The sequence below is a fragment of the Brevibacterium luteolum genome, from assembly GCF_013004595.1.
Lineage (GTDB): Bacteria > Actinomycetota > Actinomycetes > Actinomycetales > Brevibacteriaceae > Brevibacterium > Brevibacterium luteolum.
In genome coordinates this window covers 174,974-201,381 of record NZ_JABEMC010000002.1, presented here as the reverse complement: position 1 = coordinate 201,381, position 26,408 = coordinate 174,974, and the positions used below count along the sequence as shown (strand labels likewise).

Sequence of the window (26,408 nt, the reverse complement as noted above, 5' to 3'; positions counted from 1 at the left end):
AGCCGCGCGAAGCCAAAGGAGCCTCAGATGCAATTCCACCACCATGGATACGTCACCCACGACCCGCTGATCGAACCGGCAGCCGGCATCGGCCTCGACCGGCCCGAGGAGCTGCCCGAAGAGATGGACGTGCTCATCGTCGGCACCGGGCCGGCCGGCATGATCACCGCCGCCCAGCTCGCACAGTTCCCCGACGTCCACACCCGGATCATCGAACGTCGCCCGCAGCGGCTGGAGATCGGGCAGGCCGACGGCATCCAGGCGCGCAGCGTCGAGACCTTCCAGGCCTTCGGGTTCGCCAACCGGCTCATCGACGAGGCCTACCGGATCACCGAGATGTGCTTCTGGGGCCCGGACCCGGACAACCCGGAGAACATCGTGCGTCAGTCACGGCCGGCCGATGACCCGCACGGAATCTCCGAGTTCCCGCACCTCATCGTCAACCAGGCCCGCATCCAGGACCACTTCGCGGCGTTCATGCACAACTCGCCGGCGCGCATGAAGCCCGACTACGGCTGGGAGATGCTCGGCCTGTCCCGCGATGACGCCCAGGAGCACCCGGTCGCCGTCGAGCTGCGCCGCACCACCGGACCCGATGAGGGCAGCACCCGCACGGTGCGTGCGAAATACGTCGTCGGTTGCGACGGCGCGCACTCGCAGGTGCGCAAGGCGATCGGCCGCAAACCGCAGGGTGACCAGGCCTTCCACGCTTGGGGCGTGATGGACGTGCTCGCCGTCACCGACTTCCCCGACATCCGCACGAAATGCGCGATCCAGTCGAGCTCCGGCGGCAACATCCTCCACATTCCGCGCGAGGGTGGCTACCTGTTCCGCATGTACGTCGACTTGGGCGAGGTCTCACCCGAGGACGCCGGTGCGATCCGCAAGACCACCGTCGAGGACACGATCGCCAAGGCGAACGCGATCATCCACCCGTACTCCCTCGACGTCAAGAACGTCGCCTGGTACTCCGTCTACGAGGTCGGCCACCGGGTCACCGACCGGTTCGACGACATCGACGACGGCGATGAGCGCACTCCGCGCGTCTTCATCACCGGCGACGCCTGCCACACCCACTCGGCGAAGGCCGGACAGGGCATGAACGTCTCCATGCAGGATGGGTTCAACATCGCTTGGAAGCTCGGCCACGTGCTCTCCGGCCTGGCCCCGGAGTCGCTGCTGCGCTCCTACTCGCGGGAGCGCCAGCCGGTGGCGCAGAACCTCATCGACTTCGACAAGGAATGGTCGACGCTCATGGCGAAGAAGTCCAGCGAGTTCGAAGACCCCGCCTTCCTCGCCGACTTCTACGTCAAGACCGCTGAGTTCCCGGCCGGCTTCATGACCGAGTACGACTCCGCCCCGCTGACCGGCAGCGCCGAGCACCAGCAGCTGGCCGCGGGCTTCCCGCTGGGCAAGCGCTTCAAGTCAGCCCCGGTCGTCCGCGTCGCCGATGCGGTGCCGCTGCACCTGGGCCACCACGCCCGGGCCGATGGCCGCTGGCGCATCTACGTCTTCGCCGACGCCCCGGCTGCCGGGGCTGCGGATTCGAAGCTCGCCAGCTGGGCGGACTGGATGGCAGGCGACGCTGCCTCGCCGCTGCGCGTGCACACGCCGGCCGGCGCGGACCCGGATGCGCTCTTCGACGTCAAGGTCGTCTACCAGCAGGCGCACCACGAGTTCGAGGTCACCTCCGTGCCCGAGGTGTTCCGCCCGAAGGTCGGACCCTATGAGCTCATCGACCAGGAGAAGGTCTTCGCGACCGCCCCGCAGGACACCCATGAGAGCGACCGCCACCTCGCCGGCGACATCTTCGCGATGCGCGAGATCTCCCGCGAAGGCGCTGTCGTCATCGTCCGGCCCGACCAGTACGTCTCCGCCGTGCTGCCGCTCGATCGTCCCGAGCTCGTCGGCGAGCACTTCGCTCCGCTGCTCCACCGCGTGTGAGGCTCGGGTCTTGAGTTTCTGCTGGTGAATCCCGGCTGGTGTCTTCCAGCTGGTGATCCCGTCCCCGAGGCGCCGGTTCCGTGAGTTCGGAACCGGCGCCTCGGGCGTCTGTATGGTGGAGATATGGCTCACACATCCCCACGGAGCACCACCACCGTCATGTCGCCGCTGCCGCTGGGCGTCCTCATCCTCTCGGTCGTCACGGTCGCCGGGCTCAGCATCGCCTTCTGGTCGGAGGTCGGCTGGTTCATGCTCGCCTGCACGATCGTCGTCATCGTCCTCGCCGTCCCGCTCTTCGCCGCCCGCCTGCGCATCGACGAGACCGGGGTGACCACCGCCTCGGTCCTGGGATTCCCGCGCGCGATCATTCCGCGCGAGGACATCACCGGCGTCGAGGTCACTCGCGTCGACCCGCTCGGCGACTACCTCGGCTGGGGATGGCGGTCGAACAAGACCGCCAAGGGCTTCGTGCTGCGCGACGGGCCAGCACTCATCATCCACCGAACCGCCGGCAAGGCGATCGTGTTCACCACGCCCGAGGCGGAGGACGCCGCCGAACGGATCGGCACCCTGGTGCCGCGCTGAGAGGTGCCAGGCTGAGCGGTGCCGCCAGCCACCCGCGCTGACTGCTGAATCCTCGGTTCTGGATTTTGCAGTCAACGTCGATGAATCGGGTGAAACGTCGACGATGACTGCTGAATCAAGGACTCTGAATCTGGCACTCAACGTCGATCCACCCGTCCCCGCACACACCGGCGCCCTGGCCTCGGTGAGACCAGGGCGCCGGGCCGGTGCGTCACTCCGGCGAACCACTGTGCGTCAGCGGCGGCTTTCGAGGGTCTCCTTGACCTTCGCGATCGCGAAGCCCCAGCCCTGCTCAACCGTCGGCTTCGGCGGCACGGAGATCTCATCGGGGTTGGTGAGCACATCGATGAGCACCGGCGACTTCTGCGCGAACGCCCAGCGCAGCGACTCCTCCAGATCCTCGGGCTCCTCCACCCGGCGGGAGGTCCAGCCCATGGCCGTGGCGACGGCGGAGAAGTCCGGGTTGTCGAGCTCGGTGCCGAACTCCGGCAGCCCGCCCTGCTCCTGTTCGAGCTTGACCATGCCGAGACGCGAGTTGTTGAAGACGACCGCGACGATCGGCAGATCGTAGGTGACCGCGGTGCGCATATCGCCGAGCAGCATCATGAGCCCGCCGTCACCGCACATCGCCACGACCGGCCGCTTCCGGTCGAGGGCCTGTGCGCCGAGGGCCTGCGGCAGCGCATTGGCCATCGACCCGAGGTTGAACGAGCCGAGCAGCCGGCGCTCATCGCGCATGCTGATGAAGCGCGACATCCACACCGTCGACATACCTGTATCGGAGGTGAAAACCGTGTCGGCCGGGGCGAGCTCGTCGAGCAGCGCACCGACCATCTCCGGGCGGATCCGGTCATCGGGGTTGTCGAACAGCCCGCGGATACGCTCGAGCATCGAACCCGTGCCGCCCTCGGGGTCCGACAGGATGCCCTGGTGCTTGCGCCAGTCGGCGTAGCGCTTCTGCACCTTGGTCAGCAGTTTGTCGTCCTTCTTCGGCTGCAGCCTCGGCTGCAGGGCCCGCAGGGTCTCACCGACATCGCCGACGAGCGGCAGGTTCACCTGGGTGCGCCGGCCGATGTGGGACGGGCGCACGTCAACCTGGATGACGGTTTTGCCCTCGGGGAACCACTCGCGGTACGGGAAGTCGGTGCCGAGCATGAGCAGCACATCGCAGCCGTCGAACGCCTCGGCCGCGGCCGGATTGCCGATGAGCCCGGACTGCCCGACGTTGAAGGGATTGTCGTCGTCGAACGCATCCTTGCCCTTGATGGAGACGACCAACGGCGCGTTGAGCGTCTCGCACAGCGCGAGCACCTCGGCCCGGGATTCCCGCGCGCCGATCCCTGCGAGCACCGTGACGGCCTTCGCGTCGTTGATCGCGGCAGCTGCCGCATCGAGCTGGGATGCCGCCGGCGCACCGGCCGGCAGCGGGCCGGCGAGCACCGGTTCGACTGGGTCGTCGAGGTCGAGCGTGCCGAGATCGCCGGGGATCGTGAGCACCGCGACGCCGGATTCGGCGTAGGCGGTGTTGATCGCCTGTTCGAGCATGTGCGGCACCTGCTCAGCGGAGGTGATCGTCTGGTTGTACACGGCGACATCGGAAAACAGCAGGTCGTTGTTGACCTCCTGGAAGTAGTCGCTGCCGGCCTCGGCACTCGGCACCTGCCCGCAGATCGCCAGCACCGGGGCGTGGGACTTCTTCGCGTCGTACAGGCCGTTGAGCAGGTGGACCGAACCCGGCCCGACGGTGCCCATGCACAGCCCGATCCGATTGCTCAGCTGAGCCTGGGCGCCAGCGGCGAAGGCGGCAGCTTCCTCGTGCCGCACCCCGATCCACTGGATCCGCCCGTCGCGGCGGATCGCATCGGTCAGCGGATTGAGCGCATCGCCTACGACACCCCAGGACTGCTCGACCCCGTGGTCGGCGAGGGTGCGGATGATGTGCTCGGCGATCGTCGTCATGACATGGACTCCTTCTCGTGTGCGTCCGTGTGGTCAGGTGCGGGCGGCTGTGGGGCCCGGCCGCGTCCCGGCGCCGAGGCGGAGGCCGTGTGTGCGGGTGGCGGGCTGGTCCGCCGGAGGGCCGGAATCTCGCGGCTGAGCAGATGGAGTTCGTGGGTGCCGGGATAGCGCAGTGCGCAGAGCTCGTCGTCGGCGGCGAGCACGGCGTTCAGCCAGACTGTCGCTTCCACGCGCTGCCGCCCAGCGCTGAGACCGACGAGCCTGCACATCGCTGACCTTTCCGGCGGGCACGGCGTCCACTCCGGTTCCTACTGTCCTCCTCCCTGTGTATGAATGCAAGTGTCCTTGACTGACTCCTGCCCTCTGACCTGCGCCGTCACCGATGCGAACGAAAGTGGGACCTGACTGACACTGCACCGCCTCGAAACGATGCAGCTGCTGGTCAGAACCATTGACGAGACGATCAACGAAAGGGAGGCGCCGCGCCCAGCACCGGCGACTTCCCTGAATCCGTGACCGCCCCCAAGCCGGAATCGGTTCCCGAGGCGGTTCTCGCGATAGGCTGACGGCACCGTCCCGCCTGCCCCTGGCCTGCAAAGGAGCACCATGACCGAGACCCGCGCCTCCCACGGCACCGTCGTCCTCACCGTCACCGATGGCCTCGCCCACGTCGAAATCGACCGGGCCGAGACCCTCAACTCGCTCACCGGCGAGGTGATGGCCGACCTCGTCGAGATCGGTACGGGCCTCGTCGACCGCGATGATGTCAGCGCCGTCGTGCTCTCCGGGCGCGGCCGGGCGTTCTGTGCTGGCCTCGATGTCAGCGAATTCGGCCGGATGGTCTCCGGCGGCGGGGGATCACCGGAGTCCGAGGAGCCCCTCGGCGCCGCCCGCGCCTTGGCCCAGCAGTGCGTGCACGTGTGGTCGCTCGTGCCGGCCCCGGTCATCGCCGCTGTGCAGTCGGTCGCCTACGGCGGCGGACTGCAGATCGCCCTCGGCGCCGACGTGCGCATCGCCAGCCGCGAGCTCAAGGCCTCGATGATGGAGGTCAACTGGGGGATCATCCCCGACATGTGCGGCACCCAGCTGCTCACCCGCCTCATCGGGCCCGGCCGGGCGAAGCTGGCGATCCTCACCGGCCGCGTCATCGATGCCGACACCGCACTCGCGTGGGGCATGGTCGACGAACTCGCCGATGACGCCAACGCCGCAGCGCTCGCCCTCGGCCGCGAGATGGCCGAGAAGTCACGACCGGCTCTGCGCGCCGCCAAGCAGCTCGTCGACCTGGCCGCCACCGCCGATCTCACAGCGGGATTCGCCGCCGAACAGGACGCCATCCGCTCACTCATCGGCGGACCCGAACAGCAGCAGGCAGTCGAGAAGCGGATGGCTGAGCTGGCAGCGCGCAAACGCTGAGCGCTGAGCGCTGCCGCCGTCGTCCGAGGAGGCTCAGCGCAGTCCTGTGCGCAGCGCCGGCCGTACCCCGCCGGTCACTCCTCTTCGCCGCTGGCCACCGCCTGCGCGAACTGTGCACGGTACAGACCGGCATAGGCGCCGTCGGCGGCGATGAGCTCCTCATGCGATCCCTGCTCGACGATGTCGCCGTGCTCCATGACGATGATGACGTCGGCATCACGGATCGTCGAGAGCCGGTGGGCGATGACGAAACTCGTCCGGCCGGAGCGCAGCGCGTGCATCGCCTCCTGGACGAGCACCTCGGTGCGGGTGTCGACCGAGGAAGTCGCCTCATCAAGGATGAGCACCGGGGGATCGGCGACGAAGGCACGGGCGATCGTGATGAGCTGCTTCTCACCGGCCGACAGGCTCGTGCCGTCCTCATCGAGGACAGTGTCGTAGCCGTCGGGCAGGCTGCGGACGAACCGGTCGACATAGGTCGCCTCGGCCGCCCGCTGCACCTCATCGGGCCCGGCATCGGGATTGCCGTAGGCGATGTTCTCAGCAATCGTGCCGCCGAACAGCCACGTATCCTGCAGCACCATGCCCATCCGGCGGCGCACCGCGGCCCGTGACATCTGCGCCGTGTCGACCCCGTCGAAGAGGATCCGCCCGCCGTCGAGTTCGTAGAACCGCATGAGCAGATTCACCAGCGTCGTCTTCCCCGCGCCGGTCGGTCCGACGATCGCGACCGTCTGTCCGGGCTCGACGGAGAGGTTCATATCGCGGATGAGCTCGCTGTCGGGTGAGTAGGAGAAGCGGACGTGCTCGAAGTCGATCGCCCCGCGAACTGGGCGTGCGCCCTCGACCGGATCCGGGTTGAGAACCTCCTCGTCGACGTCGAGGAACTCGAAGACCCGCTCGGCGCTCGCCACTGCCGACTGCAGCTGGGCGGCCATGCCGCCGAGCTGCCCGAGGGGCTGCATGAACTGGCGTGAGTACTGGATGAACGCCTGCACATCGCCCAGCCGCAGTGAACCGGTGGCCACCATGACTCCGCCGACGACGGCGATGGCGACATAGACGAGGTTGCCGAGGAACATCATCATCGGCATGAGCACACCGGAGAGGAACTGCGCCTTGAAGCTGGCCTGGTAGACCTGCTCGTTCTCGGCATCGAAGGCCTGCTGGACGTCGTCGCTGCGGCCGAACACGCGCACGAGCGCATGCCCGGTGAAGGACTCCTCGACTCGCGCGTTGAGCTTGCCGGTCTCGGCCCACTGGGCGACGAACTGTTTCTGCGAGCGCGTCGCGATGACCCCGACGACGACCGCGATGAGCGGGATCGCGACGAGAGCGACGAGCGTGAGCTTGAGCGAGATAGTCAGCATCATGACGAGCACCGCGATGATCGTGAGCACGCTGTTGACGATCTGCGCGACCGACTGGTTGAGCACCTGGCTGAGGTTGTCGAGGTCGTTCGTCAGTCGTGAGAGCAGATCTCCGCGCTGCATCCGGTCGTAGTACGACAGCGGCACCTGGTGGATCTTGTCCTCGATCCGGGTGCGCATGAGCCGCATGACCCGCTGGATGACGACGTTGACGAGTGCCGACATCGCCCACAGCATCACCGAGCCGGCGAGGAACACCCCGAGCGCCAGCAGCAGCGTCTGCCCCAGCGCGCGGACATCCATGCTCTCACCTGGGGTGATGTGCATGGCCGAGAGCATGTCGGCTTCGGTCGTGCGGCCCTCGGAGCGCAGCTGGCCGACCAGCTGGTCCTGGCTGACACCGGCCGGCAGGCGCGAGGCGATCGCACCTTCGAAGACGATGTTCGTCGCCTCGCCGAGGATCTTCGGCCCCAGCGTCGTGAGCACGACCGCAGCCACGCCGGAGAGCAGCGCGAGCAGGAGCAGCAGCGAGTGCGGGCGGAACCAGCCGGCCAGCCGCTTGAAGTTCGGCCAAAACGCCTTCGCCTTGCCCATGGGTGCTGAGCCCCAGTCGCCGGCTGAGGGCGGGGGCTGGTTGTCGTCTGCCTCGTCGACCGCGCCCGAGGTGGTAGTCGCCGCGGCCGGATCAGTGGTCGGGTCGGTCGGTTTCGCCGCAGTGGGCTTCTCTGGATTCACGGGGTTCACAGTGCACTCCCGACGCTGCGCTGGGATTCGACGATCTCGCGGTAGACCTCATTGGCGGCCGCGAGCTCGGCATGGGTGCCGGTCCCGACGATCGCACCCTCGTCGAGGACGATGATCTGGTCGGCGTCGGTGATCGAGGCGATGCGCTGGGCGACGATGATCCGGGTGGTGTGCCCGAAGTGCTCATCGAGGCCGGCGCGCAGCCGGGCATCGGTCTCGGTGTCGAGGGCGGAGAACGAGTCGTCGAACAGCAGCACCGGCGGGTTCGCCACGAGCGCGCGGGCGATCGCCAGCCGCTGGCGCTGCCCGCCGGAGACGTTCTGCCCGCCCTGGGCGATGCGCGCCTCCAGTCCGCCGGGCATCTCGGCGACGAACCCGGCGGCCTGGGCGACCTCGAGGGCCTGCCACAGCTGTTCATCAGTGGCCTCGGGGTTGCCGTAGCGCAGATTCGACGCGACCGTCCCGGAGAACAGGAACGCCTTCTGCGGCACCAGCCCGATCTGGGCGTGCAGCACCGCAGGGTCCAGCCGGCGTACGTCGACACCGCCGACCTCGACCATCCCGGACTGCACATCGAACAGGCGGGGGATGAGCCCGAGCAGCGTCGACTTGCCGGCACCGGTTGAGCCGATGATCGCCGTCGTCGTCCCCGGCTGGAAGGCGGCGGTGACATCGCGCAGCACCGGCGCCTCGGCCCCGGGGAACCCGAACGTCGCCGAGGCGAGCCGCACGGCGCCCGGGACCTCCACCTCGGGCACGGGGTCAGCGGGCGGGTTGACCGTCGGGGCGGTGTCGAGGACCTCGCCGATGCGCTTGGCCGAGACGGCCGCGCGCGGGATCATCATCGTCATGAAGGTCGCCATCATGACGCCCATGAGGATCTGCATGAGGTACTGCATGAACGCCATCATCGTGCCGACCTCGGTGATGCCGGCCTCGACCTGCAGACCGCCGAACCAGATGACGGCGACGGAGGAGACGTTGAGGATGCCCATGACGAGCGGGAACATGAGCGCGAACAGCATCCCGACCTTGAAGTTCGTCTCCGTGAGCTCCCGGTTGGCGATGTCGAAGCGGTCGCGTTCGGTGGCCTCGCGGGCGAAGGCGCGGATGACGCGGATGCCGGTGAGCTGTTCGCGGGCGACGGCGTTGATCTTGTCGATGCGGGTCTGCATGACCTTGAACTGCGGGATCATCCGGGCGATGAGGATGCCGAGGGCCACGAGCAGCAGCGGCACGGCCACCAGGATGAGCCAGGAGAGCTGGACGTCCTGGCTGAGTGCCATGATGATCCCGCCGAGGGCCATCATCGGGGCCATGACGAGCATCGTGCAGCTCATGAGGATGAGCATCTGCACCTGCTGGACGTCGTTGGTGTTGCGGGTGATGAGGGTGGCCGCACCGAAGTGGGCGACTTCGTGCTGGGAGAAGGACTGGCCGGTGTGGAAGACGTCGCGGCGCAGGTCGCGGCCGGCGCGCATCGCGGTGCGCGCGCCGAAGTACACCGCGATGATCATCGTGACCAGCTGCACGAAGCTCACCAGCAGCATGAAGCCGCCGAGGCGCCAGATGAGGGGCACATCGGCCTGGGCGACACCGTCGTCGACGATCGCGGCGTTGAGGGTCGGCAGGTAGAGCGCGGCCAGGGACTGGACGAACTCGAAGATGAGGACGAGGACGAGCGCTCCGGTGTAGGGGCGCAGGTACCGTTTGAGCAGCGTGAGCAGCATGTCTCCCCTGATGCAGCTGATTGACGCCGCCGAGGCGGTGGCCGGAGGCGGCGAGCGGACCTTCCGTCGGCAGTGGCGGAAGGCAGATCGTGGCACGCCTGCGGCGTGGGTGCTGGCAGGTGACGCAACGGCAGGCAGTCGTGAGTCTGCGGGCAGCTGCGCAGTGCCGGCGGGCCGACCGGCGAAGGCACTACATTACTCCGGTGGCCGTCAGATGCCTATAGCCATGTGGGTGTTCTCGCTCACAGCGCACCGGTGGTGCCGTAATCTGACGGTATGCGTCTGCGTGTGGGAGCCTACTGCGTCATCGTCGATGACGACCGTCGCCTGCTCATGTCCCGCTGGATCGAAGGACCCGCGCCGCTGTGGTCGATGCCCGGCGGCGGACTCGAGGAGGGTGAGGATCCGGCCGATGCCGCCGTGCGCGAGGTGTATGAGGAGACCGGCTATGAGGTCGCCCTGGGTGAGCTGCTCGGCATCGATTCGCTCGTGGTGCCCGGGGAGCGCCGGCTCAAACCCGGCAAGACCCTGCACGCACTGCGCATCATCTACACCGCCAGAGTCACCGGCGGGCAGCTGCGCCACGAGGTCGGCGGGTCGAGCGACCGGGCCGCCTGGATCCCGCTTGATGAGCTGGCTGACCTGCCGCAGGTGGGGCTTGTGAAGATTGCGATGGAGATGGCGGGGCTGGACTGACGAGATGGACAGCTCCCCCACATCCCCCGACATCGCTCCAGGTCACCGCGCTCAGGGCGGTCCCACTCCCAGTGGCCGGAAGCCCCGCGCTCCGCTGGCGCTGCGCCTCACCACGATCGTCTCCGGTCTCGTGTTCGCCGTAGCGGTCGTCCTGTCGATCATGGCGATGACAGCCACCGAGGGTTGGAGGAGCATCGGCTTCGTCGCGCTCCTGGCATGGGGGCTGGCCCTCATGTTCGTGATGTGGACCGGGTTCTGGTGGATCGCCGAGATCGTCGGCCGCCGCAAGGACGAGGAGCGCCGGGCGCAGTCGGCCAGCTGACCTTCAGCTGTGCTTGCCGGGTTCGCGCGGCTTGACCGGCACGATCTCATGATCACTGCTCATGACCGCATCAACAGAGCCGAGCGCGTCGATCTCACCGAGCAGCGCCAGCGTCGGGCGCATGAGCTTGAGGCGCTGGGCCTCCTCCTCGGCGATGATGTGCTTGACGTTCATCCACTCGGAGTTGTGCGCCTCGGTCGTCTGGTGCACCGCGGCATCGGCATCTTCCGGGGCGGTGACGAAGAAGTAGGTGTCGAAGCGGCGGGAGCGCCCCGGCGGGGTCACCCAATTCGCCCACGGTTTGAGGTCCTCAGCGGCCAGCACGATCCCGGCCTCCTCGGCGACTTCGCGCATCGCACACGCCATGAGCGTCCGGGCGCCTCCGGGCAGTCCCGCACACGCGCTCAGGTGCCACGCCTGCTCATGGGCGTCCACCACCTCGGGCGCGGTCGCAAGGTTCGCCCCGGTCGTCTCATCGATCGGATCGACCCGGCCGCCGGGATAGACGACGACCCCGGCGGCGAAGTCCATCGTCGCCACGCGGTGCTGGACGAAGACCTCCAGGCCGGCAGCGCCGTCGCGGATGAGCAGCACGCTGACGGCCGGGCGGACGGGCACGGCGTGCGGGTCGGCGGGCATGACGGTCGCGTCGGTGATGTCGACGACGTCGGAGCGGTCGGTTCCCTCCGGGCCGAGATTGCGGACCATCATGCCTCCAGTCAGCTGTCACCAGGTGTGTCGTCTGTCACCCTAACCCATTAGACTGACCTGGGACGCGGCGGGCCGAGGTGCCGGCCGCGGCCTGATGCAAGACGACTGCGGCTTGCCACGGTGCGAATCGGGCGGGCCGCGCAAGTGCCGCCTGCGGCGATGAAGGAGTAGCAATGGTGCGTGAGATCAACGGGATCGCCGAGCTGGAGAAGCTCGTGGGACACGAGGTCGGCTCAAGCGACTGGGTGACGATCGACCAGGATCGGATTCAGCTCTTCGCCGATGCGACCGACGATCATCAGTGGATCCACCTCGATGAGGAGAAGGCCAAGGCCGGCCCGTTCGGCGGCACCATCGCCCACGGCTTCCTCACCCTGTCGCTGCTGCCGATGCTCTCGCAGCGCACCGTCGACGTCACCGGCATGAAGATGAAGATCAACTACGGGCTCAACAAGGTCCGCTTCCCGCAGCCGGTGCCCTCTGGCGCGCGCGTGCGCGACACCATCACCCTCGACAGCGTCGAGCGCAAGGATGCCGGCGTCATGGTCATCATGACCCACGTCATCGAGATCGACGGTGCTGACCGTCCGGCCTGCATCGCCGAGAGCGTCTCCCTCATGGTCGAACAGTGAGCTCCGGGCTGCTCGCCGGCCGCACCGCCGTCATCACCGGTGCTGCCCAGGGCCTCGGGTTCGCCATCGCCGAGGCGTATGCCGCCGCGGGTGCGAACCTCGTGCTGGGAGACCTCAACGGCTCGGCCGTCGCAGAGGCGGCGGAGCGTCTGGACATCGGTGAGCGTGCCATCGGGGTCGGCTGCGATGTCGTCGCCCTGGCCGATGTCGAAGCCCTGTGTCAGAAGGCCGTCGATGCCTTCGGTGCGCTCGATGTCATGGTCAACAATGCCGGCATCACCCGCGATGCGACGATGCGCAAGATGACTGAGGAGCAGTTCGACCAGGTCATCTCCGTGCACCTGCGCGGGACGTGGAACGGGCTCAAGACCGCCTCGGGCATTATGCGCGGGCAGGAGTCAGGCGGCTCGATCGTCAACGTCTCCTCGATCTCCGGCAAGGTCGGCAACCCGGGGCAGACGAACTACTCGGCAGCCAAGGCCGGGATCGTCGGCATGACGAAGGCGGCGTGCAAGGAGGTCGGCTTCGCCGGCGTGCGCGTCAACGCGATCCAGCCCGGCCTCATCCGCACCCCGATGATCGAGGCGATGAAGGAGGATGTGCTGGCCCAGCGCCTGACCGAGATTCCGCTCGGCCGCTTCGGCGAACCGGCCGAGGTCGCGCAGGTCGCGCTGTTCCTCGCCTCGGACATGTCGAGCTACGTGACCGGCATCGTGCTGGAGATCTCCGGCGGCCGCAATCTGTGAGGTCAGCTGACGGGGCTGGTGGTGAGGCCGGCGCGGGTGCCGCCAGCCGGCCGGTGAGTGTGTGACGGCAAAGTGGGCATGAGACTGGCCCCGCACGCGGCGGAGAAACATGGCGCCGCAGTTCCCGTCAGGTTCTGATCGCCTGGTTCGACGCAGCGTGGCGAGCGGTGCCTGCGTCTACGTCCCTCCGGATACGTAGGGGCGCGCATCACTGCTGGACGGTGACCGCGATACAGATTCTACCCCTTACGACTGACGTACGTTCTTCGCCGGTATGACGAATGGAGTATTGATGCGACTTTGATCCAGGGGGAAGCCTCTTGAACCACGGAGTGCCTCATGTCAAGATCCCCGGGAATTGCAGGCCGTGCCTCACACACATTTTCCTCGCTAACCGGGTCTCAGCCGGCCCGGGTGTGGTGGACCTTGATGCCCGCCGGATCCGGCAGGGCCTGTGCTCTCTCGATCTCGCGCTCCAGCTTCGCGGTCTTGCTCGCGGCGAGCTTGACCAGCCGTTGCTGGATCTGGTCGATTTTCTCGGCGAGGTCGACCAAGTCCAGGCGTGCCCGATACTGCTGAAGCTCGGCCTTCTGCTCGACGCTGAGAATGCCGGAATCGAGCAGTCGCTGGTACGGGGTCTTCGGGGCGTCATAGACGCGTTTGCGCCTTCCCGCACGGTCGGTGGAGTACCCGGTCGGTTTCTTCGTCGGAGTGAAGTAGTTCAACCGATCATTGACCAGCGGCCACAGGCGTTGCAGCAACTCGAGTTCAGCCGGGGTGTCGTAGCGGTAGTAGAACCCGTACCGACGCACGAGATGGTTGTTCTTCGACTCGATCGTGGCCTGGTCGTTCTTCGTATACGGCCGTCCCCGGGTGAAGAAGATCTTGCGTTGGGACTGATGCAAGGGGAGGTGACAATCAGGGTGTCACGCTGCGGCTGCAGGTGAGTCAGTAATTGCTTCGTACTCGACAGGTGTCAATCGGCCCAACCGGGCTTGCCGACGGCGCCGACATCGGTGCGCTGCGGCTGGCCGATGAGATCCGCGCGGAATCGCACGATGCCGTCGCTGCCCTGCATGCAGCCGGGGTGCAGGTCGTGATGATCACCGGTGACGCGCAGGCAGTCGCCGGCTCCGTCGCAGGGCAGCTCGGCATCGACCGGGTGTTCGCCGGCGTCAGGCCCGAGGACAAGGCCGCCAAGGTTGAGGAGCTTCAGCGTGAGGGCAGGCGCGTGGCGATGGTCGGCGACGGCGTCAACGATGCTCCCGCGCTCGCCCAGGCGGATGTCGGTATCGCGATCGGAGCGGGCACTGATGTGGCGATCGGCTCCGCTGGTGTCATCCTCGCCTCGTCAGATCCGCGTTCGGTGCTCTCGGTCTTCGAGCTCTCGCGTGCGACGTATCGGAAGATGAAGCAGAACCTGTGGTGGGCTGCCGGCTACAACCTCATCTCGGTTCCACTTGCCGCCGGCGTGCTGGCACCGGTCGGCTTCGTGCTGCCGATGAGCATCGGCGCGATTCTCATGTCCGCCTCCACAGTCGTGGTGGCGCTCAACGCGCAGCTGCTGCGCCGTCTCGACCTCTCACCGGCTGCCAGCACCGCTGCCGTGCTCGAGTCCTGACGCACCGAACCGGATTGAGGTCACTCCGCCTGCGGCCGCTGCTGCTCAACGCCGGGTGACGCAGCCTCAGCCGTCCGTGCCGGTTGCGTGCCAGCGGCGACCTCCGCCTCGGGCGCGGTGGCCTGACCTGCTGCCGTCGACGTCCCCGCGGGGACGTCCCCAGGCGCAGCCGGCTCCTCATCGACACCGTGCGTGCGCAGCTCACCGGCCCGGTAGGCGTGGTAGTAGGCGACGACGACCTCGTCATCGGAGTGGCGAGTCGCCAGGCTCACCGCGATGAGCACGATCGCCGAGGTGATGAGACCGGGCAGGATCTCGTGGATGCCGAAAGGCTGGCCGGAGAAGCGCCACACGAGCGAGACGGCCATCGCAGCGATCATCGACCACACGACCCCGCGCTTCGTCGCCCGCTTCCAGAACATCGCCGCCAGTACCGGCATGACGAGCGTGGTCGCGGTGAAGGACAGAGCCACCTGGTAGATCGCGATGATGTCCTTGATGACCAGGGCGATCCCCAGCCCGATGACCGCCATCGCCGCGACCGAGATTCGGGACACGGTGAGGATCTGGTCGTCGGTGGCGCGCGGGTTGACCCAGCCCTGGTAGATGTCCTTGGAGATGTTGATCGCACCCGAGAGCAGGAACGACGTCGCTCCGGTCAGCAGTGCGGCCAGCAGCGAGACCATCAGCAGCCCGCCGATCGAGCCGTGGAAGATCTCGGCGATGAACGAGGTGTAGATGACATCGGGCATGGTGTCTGCGGGGAACATCTGCAGTGCGGCGATGCCGATGATGATCGCTGCTGCGCCGATGAGTACGGAGACGGCAAAGCCGATGACGACCGCCCAGATGCCGACCCGGTCGCTCTTGGCCGCGGTGAGCCGCTGCCAGGTCGTCTGCCAGACGATGTAGAACGGGCCGAAGATGAGGAACCAGTTGAGCAGCTCGATGCCGCCGATTGAGGTGAAGGAGAAGTGATCGGCCGGGGTGTTTTCGATGATCGTGCCGATTCCGCCGACATAGTTGATGCCCATGATGAGCGTGATGATGACACCGGCGAGGATGACGAAGGTCTGGATCGCATCCGTCCAGGCGACACTCGGCATCCCGCCGACGAGGGTGAATGCCAAGGTGACGACGAAGCCAGCGAGGATGCCCCAGAACACGGTGAGGTCGGTGATCGAGGCGAGGATCGCGCCCATGCCCACCAGCTGCATGCCGAACGTCGGGGTCATGTACAGCAGCCCGACGATAAGGGCGGGGATGAGGGCTGCGACTTTGCCGAAGCGGCGGGCGAAGAGCTCAGGCACGGTGTAGAGCCGCAGCCGGCGGATGACCGGGCCGAGCAGCAGCACAGCGGCGATGGTGAAGCTGGCGTAGGCCACACCGGTGATGTTGTACGACAGTCCCATCTCGAAGCCCTTGCCCGCACCGCCGATGAGGGCGGCCGAACCGGTGACGGTGGCGATGACCGAACCGCAGATGGGGAAGAACCCGAGTCTGAAGTCGGCCATGACATAGCCGTCAGCGCTCTTGACGCGGGTCGTGGCCACGACGCTGATGACGAGCAGCAGCAGAAGGAAGCCGATGATCCATACGAGATACCAGTTCATGGGCGCAGATTCTCCATCCCCGTTGATGAATTCCATCATCATTGATGAGTGCGTACTCCCTCACCATTCCGGCGATCGTTGCTGGTGGCTAGGACCAGTTCCGTCACTCCCGATGGGTCCAGCACTGCGCTGGAGTCGGTGCGCTCAGTCACCGGTAAGCACAGGTGCGAGCGCGGCGGCCGCCGCGTCGATGGCGGCCTGGGGGTCGGACCCGGCGGCGATGAGCACGAAGCCTCCGGTGGCCGGCCGGTCGGTGGGGCGCACGTCGATGCGGCGCCCGGAGAGCTGCACGGAGTGCGCCGTTCCCGAGGCGGTGGGCACGATCCCCTTCGCGCGCACGAGGGTGCCGGCGAGGGTATCGAGCACGCCGGTGAGCGCCTCGACGTCGACAGGGCCGGTGATGTCGACGGTGGCCGTGGCGTGCGCAGCCGCATGACTCGACGCCGCGGCGTCATGGACTCGCCGGTGGGGTGCGCTCGCTCCCGGTGCGGATCCCCCAGCCGTGTCCGGGGCGCTCGCCTCAGCTGCCTGCGGCACGGGGGTGCGCAGCGCCTCGGCGGCGGTGGCATCGGGATCATCTGGATCCTGGACGACGATGACGGCCTGCCCGGCGGCCCGACGGCAGGCGGCAACCGCCGCGTCGACCTGAGCGGGGGAGGCGAGGTCCGTCTTCGTCACGAGCACCACCTCGGCGGCGGCGAGCTGGCCTGCGACGGCATCGCCGACATAGACGTCACCCAGCTGGCGCACGATCGCGGTTGCATCGGCGCACACGAGCACGGGGCCTGCTGTGAAGCCGGGATAGCTGCGCCAGCCGGCCAGCTGACCGGGATCGCCGACCCCGCTGACCTCGCACAGCACGTGGTCGAGGTCATCCCGGGCGGCCAGTGCGCTCATGGTGCGCAGCGCGTCGTCGCTGATCTGGCAGCAGATGCAGCCGTTCGTCAGCTCGATGGTGTCGTCACTGGCTGCGGCGATGAGTGCAGCGTCGATGTTAACGGCCCCGAAATCGTTGACGACGACCGCGGTGCGTCCAGGCAGGATCCCGGCCAGCAGGCGGTTGACCAGCGTCGACTTCCCGGCGCCCAGGTAGCCGCCGATGATCCCTAGCCGCGCAGCGGAACGGCCGGCACCGGAACGAGGATCACTCGCCGGGCTGGTCGCCGGACGGCCTGCCGCAGGTGCGGTCACTGGCCATCCGCTCCCGAGGTGCCGGCTGGCTCGACGACAGAGGCGTAGTGCTGCCCGCCGACCATGGTGCCGCGGACATGGATCTCGCCGACCGCCTCGGGCGCGACCTCATAGGGGTCGGCGTCGAGAACGGCGACATCGGCGAACTTGCCGGCCTCGAGCGAACCAACCTCATGATCCATCTTCAGCAGGTACGCCGCCCCGAGCGTGACGGCCTCGAGCGCGTCATCGAGGCTGATGCGCTCGTACTCGCCCATCACCCGCCCGGAGACCGTCAGCCGGGTGACAGCGTGCTTGACCGTCTGCAGCGGCCCGAGCGGGGTGACCGGGGTGTCCGAATGCAGGGTGATCGGCACCCCGATCCGCAGTGCGGTCGCCGCCGCGTTCATCCGCGCAGCCCGGTCGGGCCCGACGGTGATATCCATGTGCTGGTCGCCCCACGCCCAGATGTGGTTGGCGAAGATGTTCGCCCCGGCACCCAGGGCCTTCATCCGCTTGTACTGCGCCTGCGTCGTCAGCTGCGAGTGCGTGCACGTGTGCCTATGATCCGGACGCGGGTGGGCGATGAGCGCGGCTTCGAGGGCGTCGAGGAACAGCTGCGTGGTCTGGTCGCCGTTGCAGTGGACATGGATGAGCAGGCCGGCTTCGTGGAAGATGCGGAAGGCCTCGATGAACTCCTCCGGGGCGACGCCCCAGATGCCGTTGGGCTCGTCGCCGAAGTAGCCCGGCTCCATCATCCGGGCGGTGAAGCCCTGGATCGAACCGTCGAGCATGAGCTTGACGTTGCCGAAGCGCAGCCGGTCGGTCGAGGTCGCCCGCAGCTCGATAAGCCTTTCGGCGGCCTCGGGCAGGGACAGGGCGACCTCGCCGACGCCTGCACCGAAGTGGAAGACGTTGATGCGGGCCGGGAAGTCGTCGCCGACAGTCGAGCGGAAGAGCTCAACACCTTCGTCTTCCATGAGGATCGTGGTGCCGAGGTCGGTCAGCGTCGTGGTGCCGGTGTTGATGCCCTCCTGGCTGAATCTGTGCAGGGCGGCCGCATCGATGTTCAGCAGCCCGGCGCCTTCGGTCAGCTCACCTGCGAGTGCCATCGCGGCGAACTCCTGCAGCTCGCCGTTCGGGTTGCCGTCTTCGTCCTTGACGACGCCGGTGACCTCGGTCGAGGCGTCGATGCCGCAGCGGGCCATGGCAGCGGAGTTGACCGTCGAGACGTGCCCGCTGGTGTGGGTGACGTGGATCGGCCGGGTCGTCGAGACGCGGTCGAGGTGGGCGGCGACGAGCCGGTCGCCGGTGAAGTAGATCGGGTCGAGGCCCCAGGCCAGCAGCGGCTCTTCCGGGCCGGTCAGCTCCGCCTCGGCCTCGCGCAGCCGCTCGAGCACCGCCTCGATGCTGCGGCAACCGGGCCACCGGCGGCCATCGGGGTCGATCCGGTCGACGAGACCCACGTACGTCGAGGCCCACACATTGCCCGAGCCGGCATGAGAATGGGCCTCGACGAAGCCGGGCAGCAGCACCGCCTCGGCGTAGCGGTCGTCGATGACCGCGTTCGGGTAGGTCAGCAGCTCCTCGACCGTGCCCACTGCCCGGATCCGGTCGCCGCGCACGGCGATCGCCTCCGCAGTGGGCCGAGCGGGATCCATCGTGCGGACAATGCAGGCAGGGTAGACGACCGTCGGTTCCATCGTTCTCCTATCGACGCTGATGAGGACGCTGACATCACGGCGCGGTTCGGGCACCAGCCGCCAGTTCACCATCTGCACGGGCTGGTGGCAAGCGCCAGATCAACCGGTGTTGATGAGTCCAGATGCTCCCGGGCGCATGAGTCCGCATCCCGTTCCCGAGGCGGTGGTTCACTGGCAGGTGCGGCTCGCGTGTCGTCTCACCCGGCTTGCGGAATGACGACAGCCGGCCGGGCGACCGTGGGTCGCCGGGCCGGCTGGGTGTCAGGCGGGCAGCTCAGCTGGTGTGCGAGGCTCCGTTCTCGCGCGTGGCAGCGTCCTTCCGGGGCGCAGTTCCGGCTGACGTGCCGTTCTGCCGTGGCAGCGGTTTCTCGCCTTCGGCGATCGCCTTCACCTCGGCGGTGTCGGTGATCTCTCCGCATTCGATGGCCTCGCGGATCTCCTCGACTTTCTCGTCGGGCACGACCGGGATCTCCTCGCCGTCGGGGTCGAGGAACCGGCCGTCGATGAACACATCGCCCTCTCGAAGCTCGCGCAGGTCGGTCGGGGTGAGGATGCGCACCGGCTTGGCGGCGAACACCGATGGGTTCTTCGTGTTTCCGAACTTCAGTTCGTTGAACAGGATGTTGAGCAGCACGGCCATGACCGCTGCCGAGGAGATGCCGGAGTGGAAGATCGTCTGGAACCATTCGGGGAACGAGTGGTAGAAGTCCTCCTTGACCACCGGGATCATCGCGAAGGCCAGCGAGGCCGAGACGATGACGAGGTTCATGTTGCCCTGGTAGGAGACGTTCTTGAGGTTCCTGATGCCCGAACCGCCGACGGTGCCGAAGAGGATCATGCCGGCACCGCCCAGCACGGGCATCGGGACGGCGGCGATGACCTCACCGAGGATCGGCAGCAGTCCGAGCAGCACCATGATGACGCCGCTGGCGGCGACGACGAAACGGCTGCGGATGCCGGTCAGCGCCACCAGTCCGACGTTCTGGGCGAAAGCCGACTGGGTGAATCCGCCGAACAGCGGGGCCACGGCCGAGGAGATCATGTCGGCGCGCAGACCGCTGGCGATGCGCTTGCGGTCGACCGGCGAGCCGACGATCTCGCCGACGGCGATGATGTCGGCGGCCGTCTCGGTCTTGATGACGAGGACGACGATGAACATCGAGATGATCGCCGCGACGTCGAAGCTCGGGGCGCCGAAGCCGAGGAAGTCGGGGAAGGCGACCGGTGCGCCCGAGCCGACCTTCGAGAAGTCCGCCACGCCCATCACCGCGCCGACGATGGTGCCCACCACGAGGCCGAGCAGGATCGACAGCCGCGACAGTGTGGCCGAGCCGACCTTGCTGAAGATGAGGATCACGGCGAAGGTGATGAAGGCGAGCAGGATGTTGGTGAGTGAACCGTAGTCATCGGCTTCTGCGTTGCCGCCCATCGCCCAGTTCGCCGCCACCGGGATGAGGGTCAGCCCGATCGCGGTGATGACGACACCGGTGACCACCGGCGGGAAGAACCGGATGATGCGGGCGAAGAACGGCGCGATCACCAAGCCGATGAGCGAGGCGACGATGACTGCGCCGAAGACGGTGGTGAGGTCGTTGCCCGGCCCGGACAGGATGGCGAGCATCGTGGCGACGCCGGCGAAGGAGACGCCTTGGACCAGCGGCAGCTTCGAGCCGAAGAACGGCAGGCCGATGCTCTGCAGGATGGTCGCGAAACCGCCGACGAACAGGCTGGCGGTCACGAGCATGACGATCTGCTCAGGGGTGGCGCCGGCGGCATTGCCGATGATGAGCGGGACGGCGATGATGCCGCCGTACATGGTCAGGACATGCTGCAGACCGTAGGTGGCTAGCTGCGGTATCGGCAGCCATTCGTCCTCGGGGCGGTCGGAGCCGCGGGGGACGGTCGTGACCGCTCGTTGATTCTTGGGGGTGGTCTTGTGACTCATCGTGAGAGCCCTTCAGTCCGACAGCAGAACGAATACCGTATTGCGGATAAATCGTTCCATTTCAGGAACGGCAATGAGAGCAATGTAACCCCAGTCACAGTTGCGGTGTCAAGTGCCTAGTGAGCTTTTCCCGTCGCCTCTTCCGCTTCCTCGCGCGAGCGATGTGGCGCTGCCTGCGCCGACGCCCCGGAAGGGGGGTGCGTGTTGACGCGGCCTGGATGCGCGGCTACCCTAGTTTCCAGGATGCGGATTAATACTTCCGCATGATGAAACTATATTGATCGAACCTGTGCAGGAGGAATCCGATGCCGACGCCGTTCACCTTTACCTCGCCCGACAGCTACGTGCTCAACTGCTCGACCCTGCTGACCGAGCTGCCCGTCATGGAGCGCCCCGCCGCCGCACGTGCAGCCGGCTTCACCCAGGTGGAGTTCTGGTGGCCCTTCGACGGCCAGCCTGCACCGTCATCAGGTGACGTCGACCAGTTCGTCGCCGCACTCGATGAGGCCGGCGTGGCCTTGCGCGGCCTTAACTTCTGGGCCGGCGACATGGCCGGCGGCGACCGCGGCATGGTCTCGATCGAAAGCGCCCGCAGCGACTTCGCCGCCAACGTCGAACTCGCCGTCTCCATCGGCGAGCGCACCGGATGCGCGGCGTTCAACGCTCTGTACGGCCTGCGCCAGAACTCCGAGAGCGCAAAGACCCAGGACCGGGTCGCGGTGGAGAATCTGCACCTGGCTGCTGAGAGGGCCGCCGCTGTCGGCGGCACCGTTCTCGTCGAGCCGGTCTCCGGTGCCGACGGCTACCCGCTCACGACCGCAGCCGACGCCCTCGACGTCGTCCGCCGGGTCAAGGAGCAGGGCGTCGACAACATCGGCCTGCTCGCCGACTTCTTCCACCTGCATGTCAACGGCGACGACGTCGCCGCCGTCATCGAGGCGCACGCCGCCGAATTCGCCCACGTCCAGATCGCCGACGCTCCCGGCCGCGGAGCTCCCGGCACCGGCGAGCTGCCCCTTAAACAGTGGATCAACCGCACCTACGAGCTCGGCTACACCGGCCGGATCGCCCTCGAGTACAAGCAGGACAAGGACACCGCCTTCGACTGGCTGTCCAGCTGACCCGGCCGGACAGGCCCCGCCACGGCCACCCGAACAACCCCGTCCCGCAGACCTGCAGGCACAGCCGCCTGGACCGGGACACATAGAAAGGAACGCGAACATGAGCAAGAAGATCGCCTTCATCGGACTCGGAATCATGGGACTGCCCATGGCCAAGAACCTCCAGGCCGCCGGATTCTCCGTCACCGGCTACAATCGCACACCCGCCAAGGCCCAGAAGCTCGCCGAGGCCGGCGGCACCGCTGCCGCATCCGTCGCCGAGGCGGTCACGGGTGCCGATGTCATCATCACCATGGTGCCCGACTCACCTGACGTCGAGGCAGTGCTGACCGGAGACGACGGCGTGCTCGCCAACGCTGAGAAGGGCGCCGTCTGGATCGACAACTCGACCATCCGCCCCGACGTCGCCCGGGAGCTCGCCGAGCAGGCCCGCGACGCCGGGCTGCGTCCGCTCGACGCACCGGTCTCCGGTGGTGAGCAGGGTGCGATCGACGCCACCCTGTCGATCATGGTCGGCGGCGAGAAGGCCGACTTCGACTCCGTGAGCGATGTCTTCGATGCAGTCGGCAAGACCATCATCCACGTCGGGCCAGCCGGCTCGGGGCAGACCGTCAAGGCCGCCAACCAGCTCATCGTCGCCGGCAACATCCAGATGCTGGCCGAGGCCGTCATCTTCCTCGAGGCCTACGGCGTCGACATGGAATCCGCCCTCACGGTCCTCGGCGGCGGCCTGGCCGGCTCGAAGGTGCTCGACCAGAAGGGCCAGAAGATGCTCGAACGCTCCTTCGAACCCGGCTTCCGCCTCGAACTCCATCACAAGGACATGGGCATCGTCACCGCCGCCGCGCGCGAGGCCGGCGTCGTCACGCCCCTGGCCAGCGCGGTGGCCCAGTTCATCGCCTCGACCGTCCAGCAGGGCAACGGCGGCCTCGACCACTCCGGTCTGCTCACCGTGGTCGAGCAGCTCTCCGGGCGCAACAGGGCGCAGGACTGAGCGTCCACCTCATCCCTCAGATCAAAGGAGAAACCATCATGACCCGCATGCGTGCAGTCGACGCGGTGGCCCTCATCCTCGAGAAGGAAGGCGCCGCAGAGACTTTCGGACTGCCCGGCGCGGCCATCAACCCCCTGTACTCGGCGATGAAGGCGCATGGCGGCATCCGTCACACCCTCGCCCGCCACGTCGAAGGGGCCTCGCACATGGCCGACGGGTACACCCGTTCGGCGCCCGGCAACATCGGAGTGTGCATCGGCACCTCCGGCCCGGCCGGCACCGACATGATCACCGGCCTGTATGCCGCACAGGCTGACTCCCAGCCGATCCTGTGCATCACCGGCCAGGCGCCGGTGGCCGTGCTCGACAAGGAGGACTTCCAGGCCGTCGACATCGCCGCCGTGGCCGCGCCCCTGACGAAGATGGCCAAGACAGTGCTGGAGGCCGGCCAGGTGCCGGGCACCTTCCAGAAGGCGTTCCAGCTCATGCGCTCCTCCCGCCCGGGTCCGGTGCTCATCGACCTGCCGCTGGATGTGCAGCTGACCGAGATCGACTTCGACATCGACACCTACGAGCCGCTGCCGGTCGGCAAGCCGGAGGCCACGGATGCCCAGGCGGAGAAGATCCTCGACATGATCGCCGCCGCCGAGCACCCGATCATCGTTGCCGGCGGCGGAATCCTCAATGCCGCTGCCGAGGACGCGCTCGTCGAATTCGCCGAGCTGCTCGACATCCCGGTCTCACCGACCCTCATGGGCTGGGGAGCTATCCCGGATGACCACCGCCTGATGTCAGGCATGGTCGGCATCCAGACCCACACCCGCTACGGCAACGCCTCCTTCCTGGAGTCCGACCTCGTCATCGGCATCGGCAACCGCTGGGCCAACCGCCACACCGGCGACCTCGAGGTCTACCGCCGCGGGCGCAGGTTCATCCACATCGATATCGAACCGACCCAGATCGGGCGCGTCTTCGCCCCCGACTACAGCGTCGTTTCCGACGCCGGTGCTGCACTGCAAACACTTCTGCGCGTCGCCCGACGGCGCCGCGAGGACTCCGGCCTGCCGGACTTCTCCGCCTGGTCTGATGCCTGCGAGCAGCGCAAGGGCACGCTGCACCGCAAGACGTCGTTCACCGACAAGCCGATCAAACCGCAGCGCGTCTACCAGGAGATGAACTCCGTCTTCGGCAAGGACGTCACCTACGTCACGACTATTGGTCTGAGCCAGATCGCCGGCGCCCAGATGCTCCACGTCTACCGTCCGCGCCACTGGATCAACGCCGGGCAGGCGGGCCCGCTCGGCTGGACCGGCCCGGCTGCCATCGGTGTGGCCCGCGCCAAACCGGACGAGACGGTCGTCGCGCTGTCAGGCGACTACGACTTCCAGTTCATGATCGAAGAGCTGGCCGTCGGCGCCCAGCACCGGATCCCGTACCTGCATGTCGTCGTCAACAACTCCTACCTCGGACTGATCCGCCAGTCCCAGCGCGGATTCGAGATGGACTACGAAGTATCGCTGGCCTTCGAGAACATCAACAGCACCGGTGAGGCGGCAGGCTACGGCGTCGATCACGTCGCTGTCGCCGAGGGGCTGGGCTGCAAGGCGCTGCGTGTTGAGGATCCTGAGCAGATCGCTGACGGGCTGCGTCAGGGGCTTGACCTCATGCGCGAGCACCAGGTGCCGGTCGTCGTCGAGGTCATCCTCGAGCGCGTGACCAATATCGCCATGGGCAAGGCCATTGATAGCATCGAGGAGTTCGAGGCCCTCGCCCAGACTGCTGGCGAGGCGCCCACCGCGCTGACTCCGCTCGCCGCTCCGGCACAGACGCCGGAGGTGGAGCGCGAACTCGAGGAGGTCCGTTGAACTCTCAGCCTGGACAGGCTCCGTATTCACAGAGCACGACTGGTGAGCCCGGTGCGCACGGGTCGCTGGATCTGGTGATCCGTGCCGAGCGCGTGCTGCTGCCAGACGGGTGGTCCGCAGCCGAGGTCGGAGTCAGGGACGGCGTCATCGTCGCCGTGGCCGACCTCGGCTCCGGCCTCGCAGCTGCCGAGGTCATCGACATTCCCGCAGGCCAGGTGCTGCTGCCCGGCCTCGTCGACAGCCACGTCCACGTCAACGACCCGGGACGCACGGAGTGGGAGGGCTTCGGCACGGCCACCCGGGCAGCCGCAGCCGGTGGCGTTACGACGATCGTCGACATGCCGCTCAATTCGCTGCCGCCCACCGTCGACGCCGAGGCCCTGGAGGCGAAGCGTGAGGTTGCAGCTCCTGCGGCCTTCGTTGACGTCGGATTCTGGGGCGGGGCGATCCCGGGCAACAGCGAGCACCTCGTGCCGCTGCATCGTCAGGGCGTCTACGGCTTCAAGAGCTTCCTCGCCGATTCCGGAGTCGAGGAGTTCCCGCCGCTGACGGCCGACGAGCTCGAACGTGACATGGCAATCCTGGCCGAGGTCGACTCGGTCATGATCGTGCACGCCGAAGCCTCCGGGGTGCTGGAGGCCGCTCCCCAGGCACAGGGCCGGGAATACAGCAGCTTCCTCAGCTCACGGCCGCAGGAAGCCGAAGACGAGGCCATCCGCACCGTTATCGAAGCCGCCCGTCGCACCGGCTGCCGCGCACACATCCTCCATCTGTCCTCAGCAGCAGCGCTGAAGGAGATCGCGGCGGCACGCGAAGACGGCGTCCGGCTGACGGTCGAGACCTGTCCGCACTACCTGGTGCTTGCCGCCGAGGACATCCCCGGAGGAGCGACGACCTTCAAGTGCTGCCCGCCGATCCGCGAGGAGTCGAACCGGACAGCGTTATGGGAGGGGCTGCGCAGCGGCATCATCGACTGCGTGGTCTCGGATCACTCGCCGTCGACGGCGGAGCTCAAGCTGCTCGACAGTGGCGATTTCGGCGCAGCCTGGGGCGGCATCTCATCTCTGCAGCTCGGCCTCTCACTGCTCTGGACCGAAGCCCGGCAGCAGGGCATCGACCTCGCCGAGGTCGTCGGCTGGATGTCTGAGGCGCCAGCCCGGGTCGCCGGCGTCGAGGGCAAGGGCCGGATCGCTGCAGGCGCGTCGGCTGACTTCGCCGTCTTCGACCCGGAGTGCCGCTGGGAAGTCCGGGCTGAGGATCTCTGGCACCGCAACCCGATCACTGCCTATGAGACTCGCGAGGTGCTCGGGAAGGTCGAGCAGACCATCCTGCGCGGTCAGCGCGTGGACTTCACGAACCCACACGGTCAGCTTCTCCGCCGCCAGGGCTGACTGTCTGCCCTCAGGGCTGAGCCTGCCCTCAGGGCTGAGCCTGCCGCCAAGGCTGAGTCTGCCGCCAAGGCTGAGTCTGCCGGCAGGGCTGAACCTGCCGCCGGAGAGCGGCCCGCAAACTCCCGACATG

20 protein-coding genes and 1 pseudogene are annotated in these 26,408 nt (G+C 67.4%); 12 read left to right on the top strand and 9 right to left on the bottom strand.

Annotated elements, in window-relative coordinates; translation table 11 throughout:
* Positions 1–27: 27 nt before the first annotated feature.
* Positions 28–1,944, top strand: a complete 1,917-nt coding sequence (locus HLA91_RS04375; RefSeq protein WP_170273707.1) for an FAD-binding monooxygenase — start codon at positions 28–30, stop codon at positions 1,942–1,944.
* Between the two features lie 123 nt (positions 1,945–2,067).
* Positions 2,068–2,529: a hypothetical protein gene (locus HLA91_RS04370; RefSeq protein WP_146004372.1), complete on the top strand. Its 462-nt coding sequence runs from the start codon at positions 2,068–2,070 to the stop codon at positions 2,527–2,529.
* Positions 2,530–2,763: 234 nt separating this feature from the next.
* On the opposite strand, the gene HLA91_RS04365 is transcribed toward HLA91_RS04370, so the two are convergent.
* Positions 2,764–4,488, bottom strand: a complete 1,725-nt coding sequence (locus HLA91_RS04365; RefSeq protein WP_102162367.1) for a thiamine pyrophosphate-dependent enzyme — start codon at positions 4,486–4,488, stop codon at positions 2,764–2,766.
* 606 nt (positions 4,489–5,094) lie between these two features.
* Here HLA91_RS04365 and HLA91_RS04360 point away from each other — a divergent pair.
* Positions 5,095–5,904: an enoyl-CoA hydratase-related protein gene (locus HLA91_RS04360; protein ID WP_165883875.1), complete on the top strand. Its 810-nt coding sequence runs from the start codon at positions 5,095–5,097 to the stop codon at positions 5,902–5,904.
* Positions 5,905–5,978: 74 nt separating this feature from the next.
* Here the strand turns inward: HLA91_RS04360 and HLA91_RS04355 are convergent, their stop codons facing one another.
* Positions 5,979–8,009, bottom strand: coding sequence for an ABC transporter ATP-binding protein (locus HLA91_RS04355; protein ID WP_338076775.1), 2,031 nt, complete (start codon positions 8,007–8,009; stop codon positions 5,979–5,981).
* Between the two features lie 5 nt (positions 8,010–8,014).
* Positions 8,015–9,748: an ABC transporter ATP-binding protein gene (locus HLA91_RS04350; protein WP_170273706.1), complete on the bottom strand. Its 1,734-nt coding sequence runs from the start codon at positions 9,746–9,748 to the stop codon at positions 8,015–8,017.
* Positions 9,749–10,024: 276 nt separating this feature from the next.
* Between HLA91_RS04350 and HLA91_RS04345 the strand changes: the two genes are divergently transcribed.
* Positions 10,025–10,444, top strand: coding sequence for an NUDIX hydrolase (locus tag HLA91_RS04345; protein ID WP_170273705.1), 420 nt, complete (start codon positions 10,025–10,027; stop codon positions 10,442–10,444).
* Positions 10,445–10,448: 4 nt separating this feature from the next.
* Positions 10,449–10,766 (top strand): hypothetical protein, encoded by a 318-nt coding sequence (locus tag HLA91_RS04340; protein WP_170273704.1) that lies wholly within the window; start codon positions 10,449–10,451, stop codon positions 10,764–10,766.
* A 3-nt stretch (positions 10,767–10,769) separates the two neighbouring features.
* On the opposite strand, the gene HLA91_RS04335 is transcribed toward HLA91_RS04340, so the two are convergent.
* A complete protein-coding gene (locus HLA91_RS04335) occupies positions 10,770–11,477 on the bottom strand; it encodes an NUDIX hydrolase (protein WP_239557096.1) in 708 nt (235 codons plus the stop codon).
* A 173-nt stretch (positions 11,478–11,650) separates the two neighbouring features.
* Here HLA91_RS04335 and HLA91_RS04330 point away from each other — a divergent pair, with 173 nt between their 5' ends.
* Both HLA91_RS04330 and fabG read left to right on the top strand, forming a co-directional pair.
* Positions 11,651–12,109: a MaoC family dehydratase gene (locus HLA91_RS04330; protein ID WP_170273703.1), complete on the top strand. Its 459-nt coding sequence runs from the start codon at positions 11,651–11,653 to the stop codon at positions 12,107–12,109.
* Positions 12,106–12,855 (top strand): 3-oxoacyl-ACP reductase FabG, encoded by a 750-nt coding sequence (gene fabG / locus HLA91_RS04325; RefSeq protein ID WP_338076774.1) that lies wholly within the window; start codon positions 12,106–12,108, stop codon positions 12,853–12,855. Before HLA91_RS04330 ends, fabG begins: the two co-directional genes overlap by 4 nt.
* A gap of 401 nt (positions 12,856–13,256) precedes the next feature.
* On the opposite strand, the gene HLA91_RS04320 is transcribed toward fabG, so the two are convergent.
* The gene (locus HLA91_RS04320; protein ID WP_204514225.1) at positions 13,257–13,760 is read right to left on the bottom strand and encodes a hypothetical protein; all 504 of its coding nucleotides are present in this window, start codon (positions 13,758–13,760) and stop codon (positions 13,257–13,259) included.
* 89 nt (positions 13,761–13,849) lie between these two features.
* Between HLA91_RS04320 and HLA91_RS04315 the strand changes: the two are divergent.
* Positions 13,850–14,476 (top strand): annotated as a pseudogene (locus tag HLA91_RS04315) (HAD-IC family P-type ATPase); the annotation flags it as partial.
* A 20-nt stretch (positions 14,477–14,496) separates the two neighbouring features.
* Here HLA91_RS04315 and HLA91_RS04310 read toward each other — a convergent pair.
* From HLA91_RS04310 to HLA91_RS04295, 4 genes are all read right to left on the bottom strand, one after another.
* Positions 14,497–16,089: a sodium:solute symporter family protein gene (locus tag HLA91_RS04310; protein ID WP_170273702.1), complete on the bottom strand. Its 1,593-nt coding sequence runs from the start codon at positions 16,087–16,089 to the stop codon at positions 14,497–14,499.
* A gap of 144 nt (positions 16,090–16,233) precedes the next feature.
* Positions 16,234–17,280, bottom strand: a complete 1,047-nt coding sequence (locus HLA91_RS14160) for a GTP-binding protein (RefSeq protein ID WP_170273701.1) — start codon at positions 17,278–17,280, stop codon at positions 16,234–16,236.
* On the bottom strand, positions 17,277–19,034 hold the full coding sequence (locus tag HLA91_RS04300; protein WP_239557284.1) for an amidohydrolase: 1,758 nt from the start codon (positions 19,032–19,034) through the stop codon (positions 17,277–17,279). The genes HLA91_RS14160 and HLA91_RS04300 overlap by 4 nt, the downstream gene beginning before the upstream one ends.
* A 202-nt stretch (positions 19,035–19,236) precedes the next feature.
* Positions 19,237–20,907: a nucleobase:cation symporter-2 family protein gene (locus HLA91_RS04295; protein ID WP_170273700.1), complete on the bottom strand. Its 1,671-nt coding sequence runs from the start codon at positions 20,905–20,907 to the stop codon at positions 19,237–19,239.
* Positions 20,908–21,212: 305 nt separating this feature from the next.
* Between HLA91_RS04295 and HLA91_RS04290 the strand changes: the two genes are divergently transcribed.
* The 4 genes from HLA91_RS04290 to allB all read left to right on the top strand — a co-directional run bounded on the left by HLA91_RS04290 (position 21,213) and on the right by allB (position 26,278).
* Positions 21,213–22,028, top strand: coding sequence for a hydroxypyruvate isomerase family protein (locus HLA91_RS04290; RefSeq protein ID WP_170273699.1), 816 nt, complete (start codon positions 21,213–21,215; stop codon positions 22,026–22,028).
* Positions 22,029–22,128: 100 nt separating this feature from the next.
* Positions 22,129–23,022 carry a 2-hydroxy-3-oxopropionate reductase gene (locus HLA91_RS04285; protein ID WP_170273698.1) on the top strand — a complete coding sequence of 298 codons (894 nt, stop codon included), beginning with the start codon at positions 22,129–22,131 and terminating at the stop codon, positions 23,020–23,022.
* A 38-nt stretch (positions 23,023–23,060) separates the two neighbouring features.
* Positions 23,061–24,887 carry a glyoxylate carboligase gene (gene gcl / locus HLA91_RS04280; protein ID WP_170273697.1) on the top strand — a complete coding sequence of 609 codons (1,827 nt, stop codon included), beginning with the start codon at positions 23,061–23,063 and terminating at the stop codon, positions 24,885–24,887.
* 65 nt (positions 24,888–24,952) lie between these two features.
* Positions 24,953–26,278 carry an allantoinase AllB gene (gene allB, locus HLA91_RS04275; RefSeq protein ID WP_204514269.1) on the top strand — a complete coding sequence of 442 codons (1,326 nt, stop codon included), beginning with the start codon at positions 24,953–24,955 and terminating at the stop codon, positions 26,276–26,278.
* Positions 26,279–26,408 lie beyond the last annotated feature (130 nt).

Coding starts and splice junctions, on each gene's coding strand:
- HLA91_RS04360 (WP_165883875.1), top strand. CDS start 5,095: ATGACCGAGACCCGCGCCTCCCACGGCACCGTCGTCCTCACCGTCACC.
- gcl (WP_170273697.1), top strand. CDS start 23,061: ATGACCCGCATGCGTGCAGTCGACGCGGTGGCCCTCATCCTCGAGAAG.
- HLA91_RS04295 (WP_170273700.1), bottom strand. CDS start 20,907: ATGAGTCACAAGACCACCCCCAAGAATCAACGAGCGGTCACGACCGTC.
- HLA91_RS04375 (WP_170273707.1), top strand. CDS start 28: ATGCAATTCCACCACCATGGATACGTCACCCACGACCCGCTGATCGAA.
- HLA91_RS04290 (WP_170273699.1), top strand. CDS start 21,213: ATGCCGACGCCGTTCACCTTTACCTCGCCCGACAGCTACGTGCTCAAC.
- HLA91_RS04285 (WP_170273698.1), top strand. CDS start 22,129: ATGAGCAAGAAGATCGCCTTCATCGGACTCGGAATCATGGGACTGCCC.
- HLA91_RS04370 (WP_146004372.1), top strand. CDS start 2,068: ATGGCTCACACATCCCCACGGAGCACCACCACCGTCATGTCGCCGCTG.
- HLA91_RS04335 (WP_239557096.1), bottom strand. CDS start 11,477: ATGATGGTCCGCAATCTCGGCCCGGAGGGAACCGACCGCTCCGACGTC.
- HLA91_RS04365 (WP_102162367.1), bottom strand. CDS start 4,488: ATGACGACGATCGCCGAGCACATCATCCGCACCCTCGCCGACCACGGG.
- HLA91_RS04345 (WP_170273705.1), top strand. CDS start 10,025: ATGCGTCTGCGTGTGGGAGCCTACTGCGTCATCGTCGATGACGACCGT.
- HLA91_RS04310 (WP_170273702.1), bottom strand. CDS start 16,089: ATGAACTGGTATCTCGTATGGATCATCGGCTTCCTTCTGCTGCTGCTC.
- HLA91_RS04350 (WP_170273706.1), bottom strand. CDS start 9,748: ATGCTGCTCACGCTGCTCAAACGGTACCTGCGCCCCTACACCGGAGCG.
- HLA91_RS04330 (WP_170273703.1), top strand. CDS start 11,651: ATGGTGCGTGAGATCAACGGGATCGCCGAGCTGGAGAAGCTCGTGGGA.
- HLA91_RS04300 (WP_239557284.1), bottom strand. CDS start 19,034: ATGGTGAACTGGCGGCTGGTGCCCGAACCGCGCCGTGATGTCAGCGTC.
- HLA91_RS04340 (WP_170273704.1), top strand. CDS start 10,449: ATGGACAGCTCCCCCACATCCCCCGACATCGCTCCAGGTCACCGCGCT.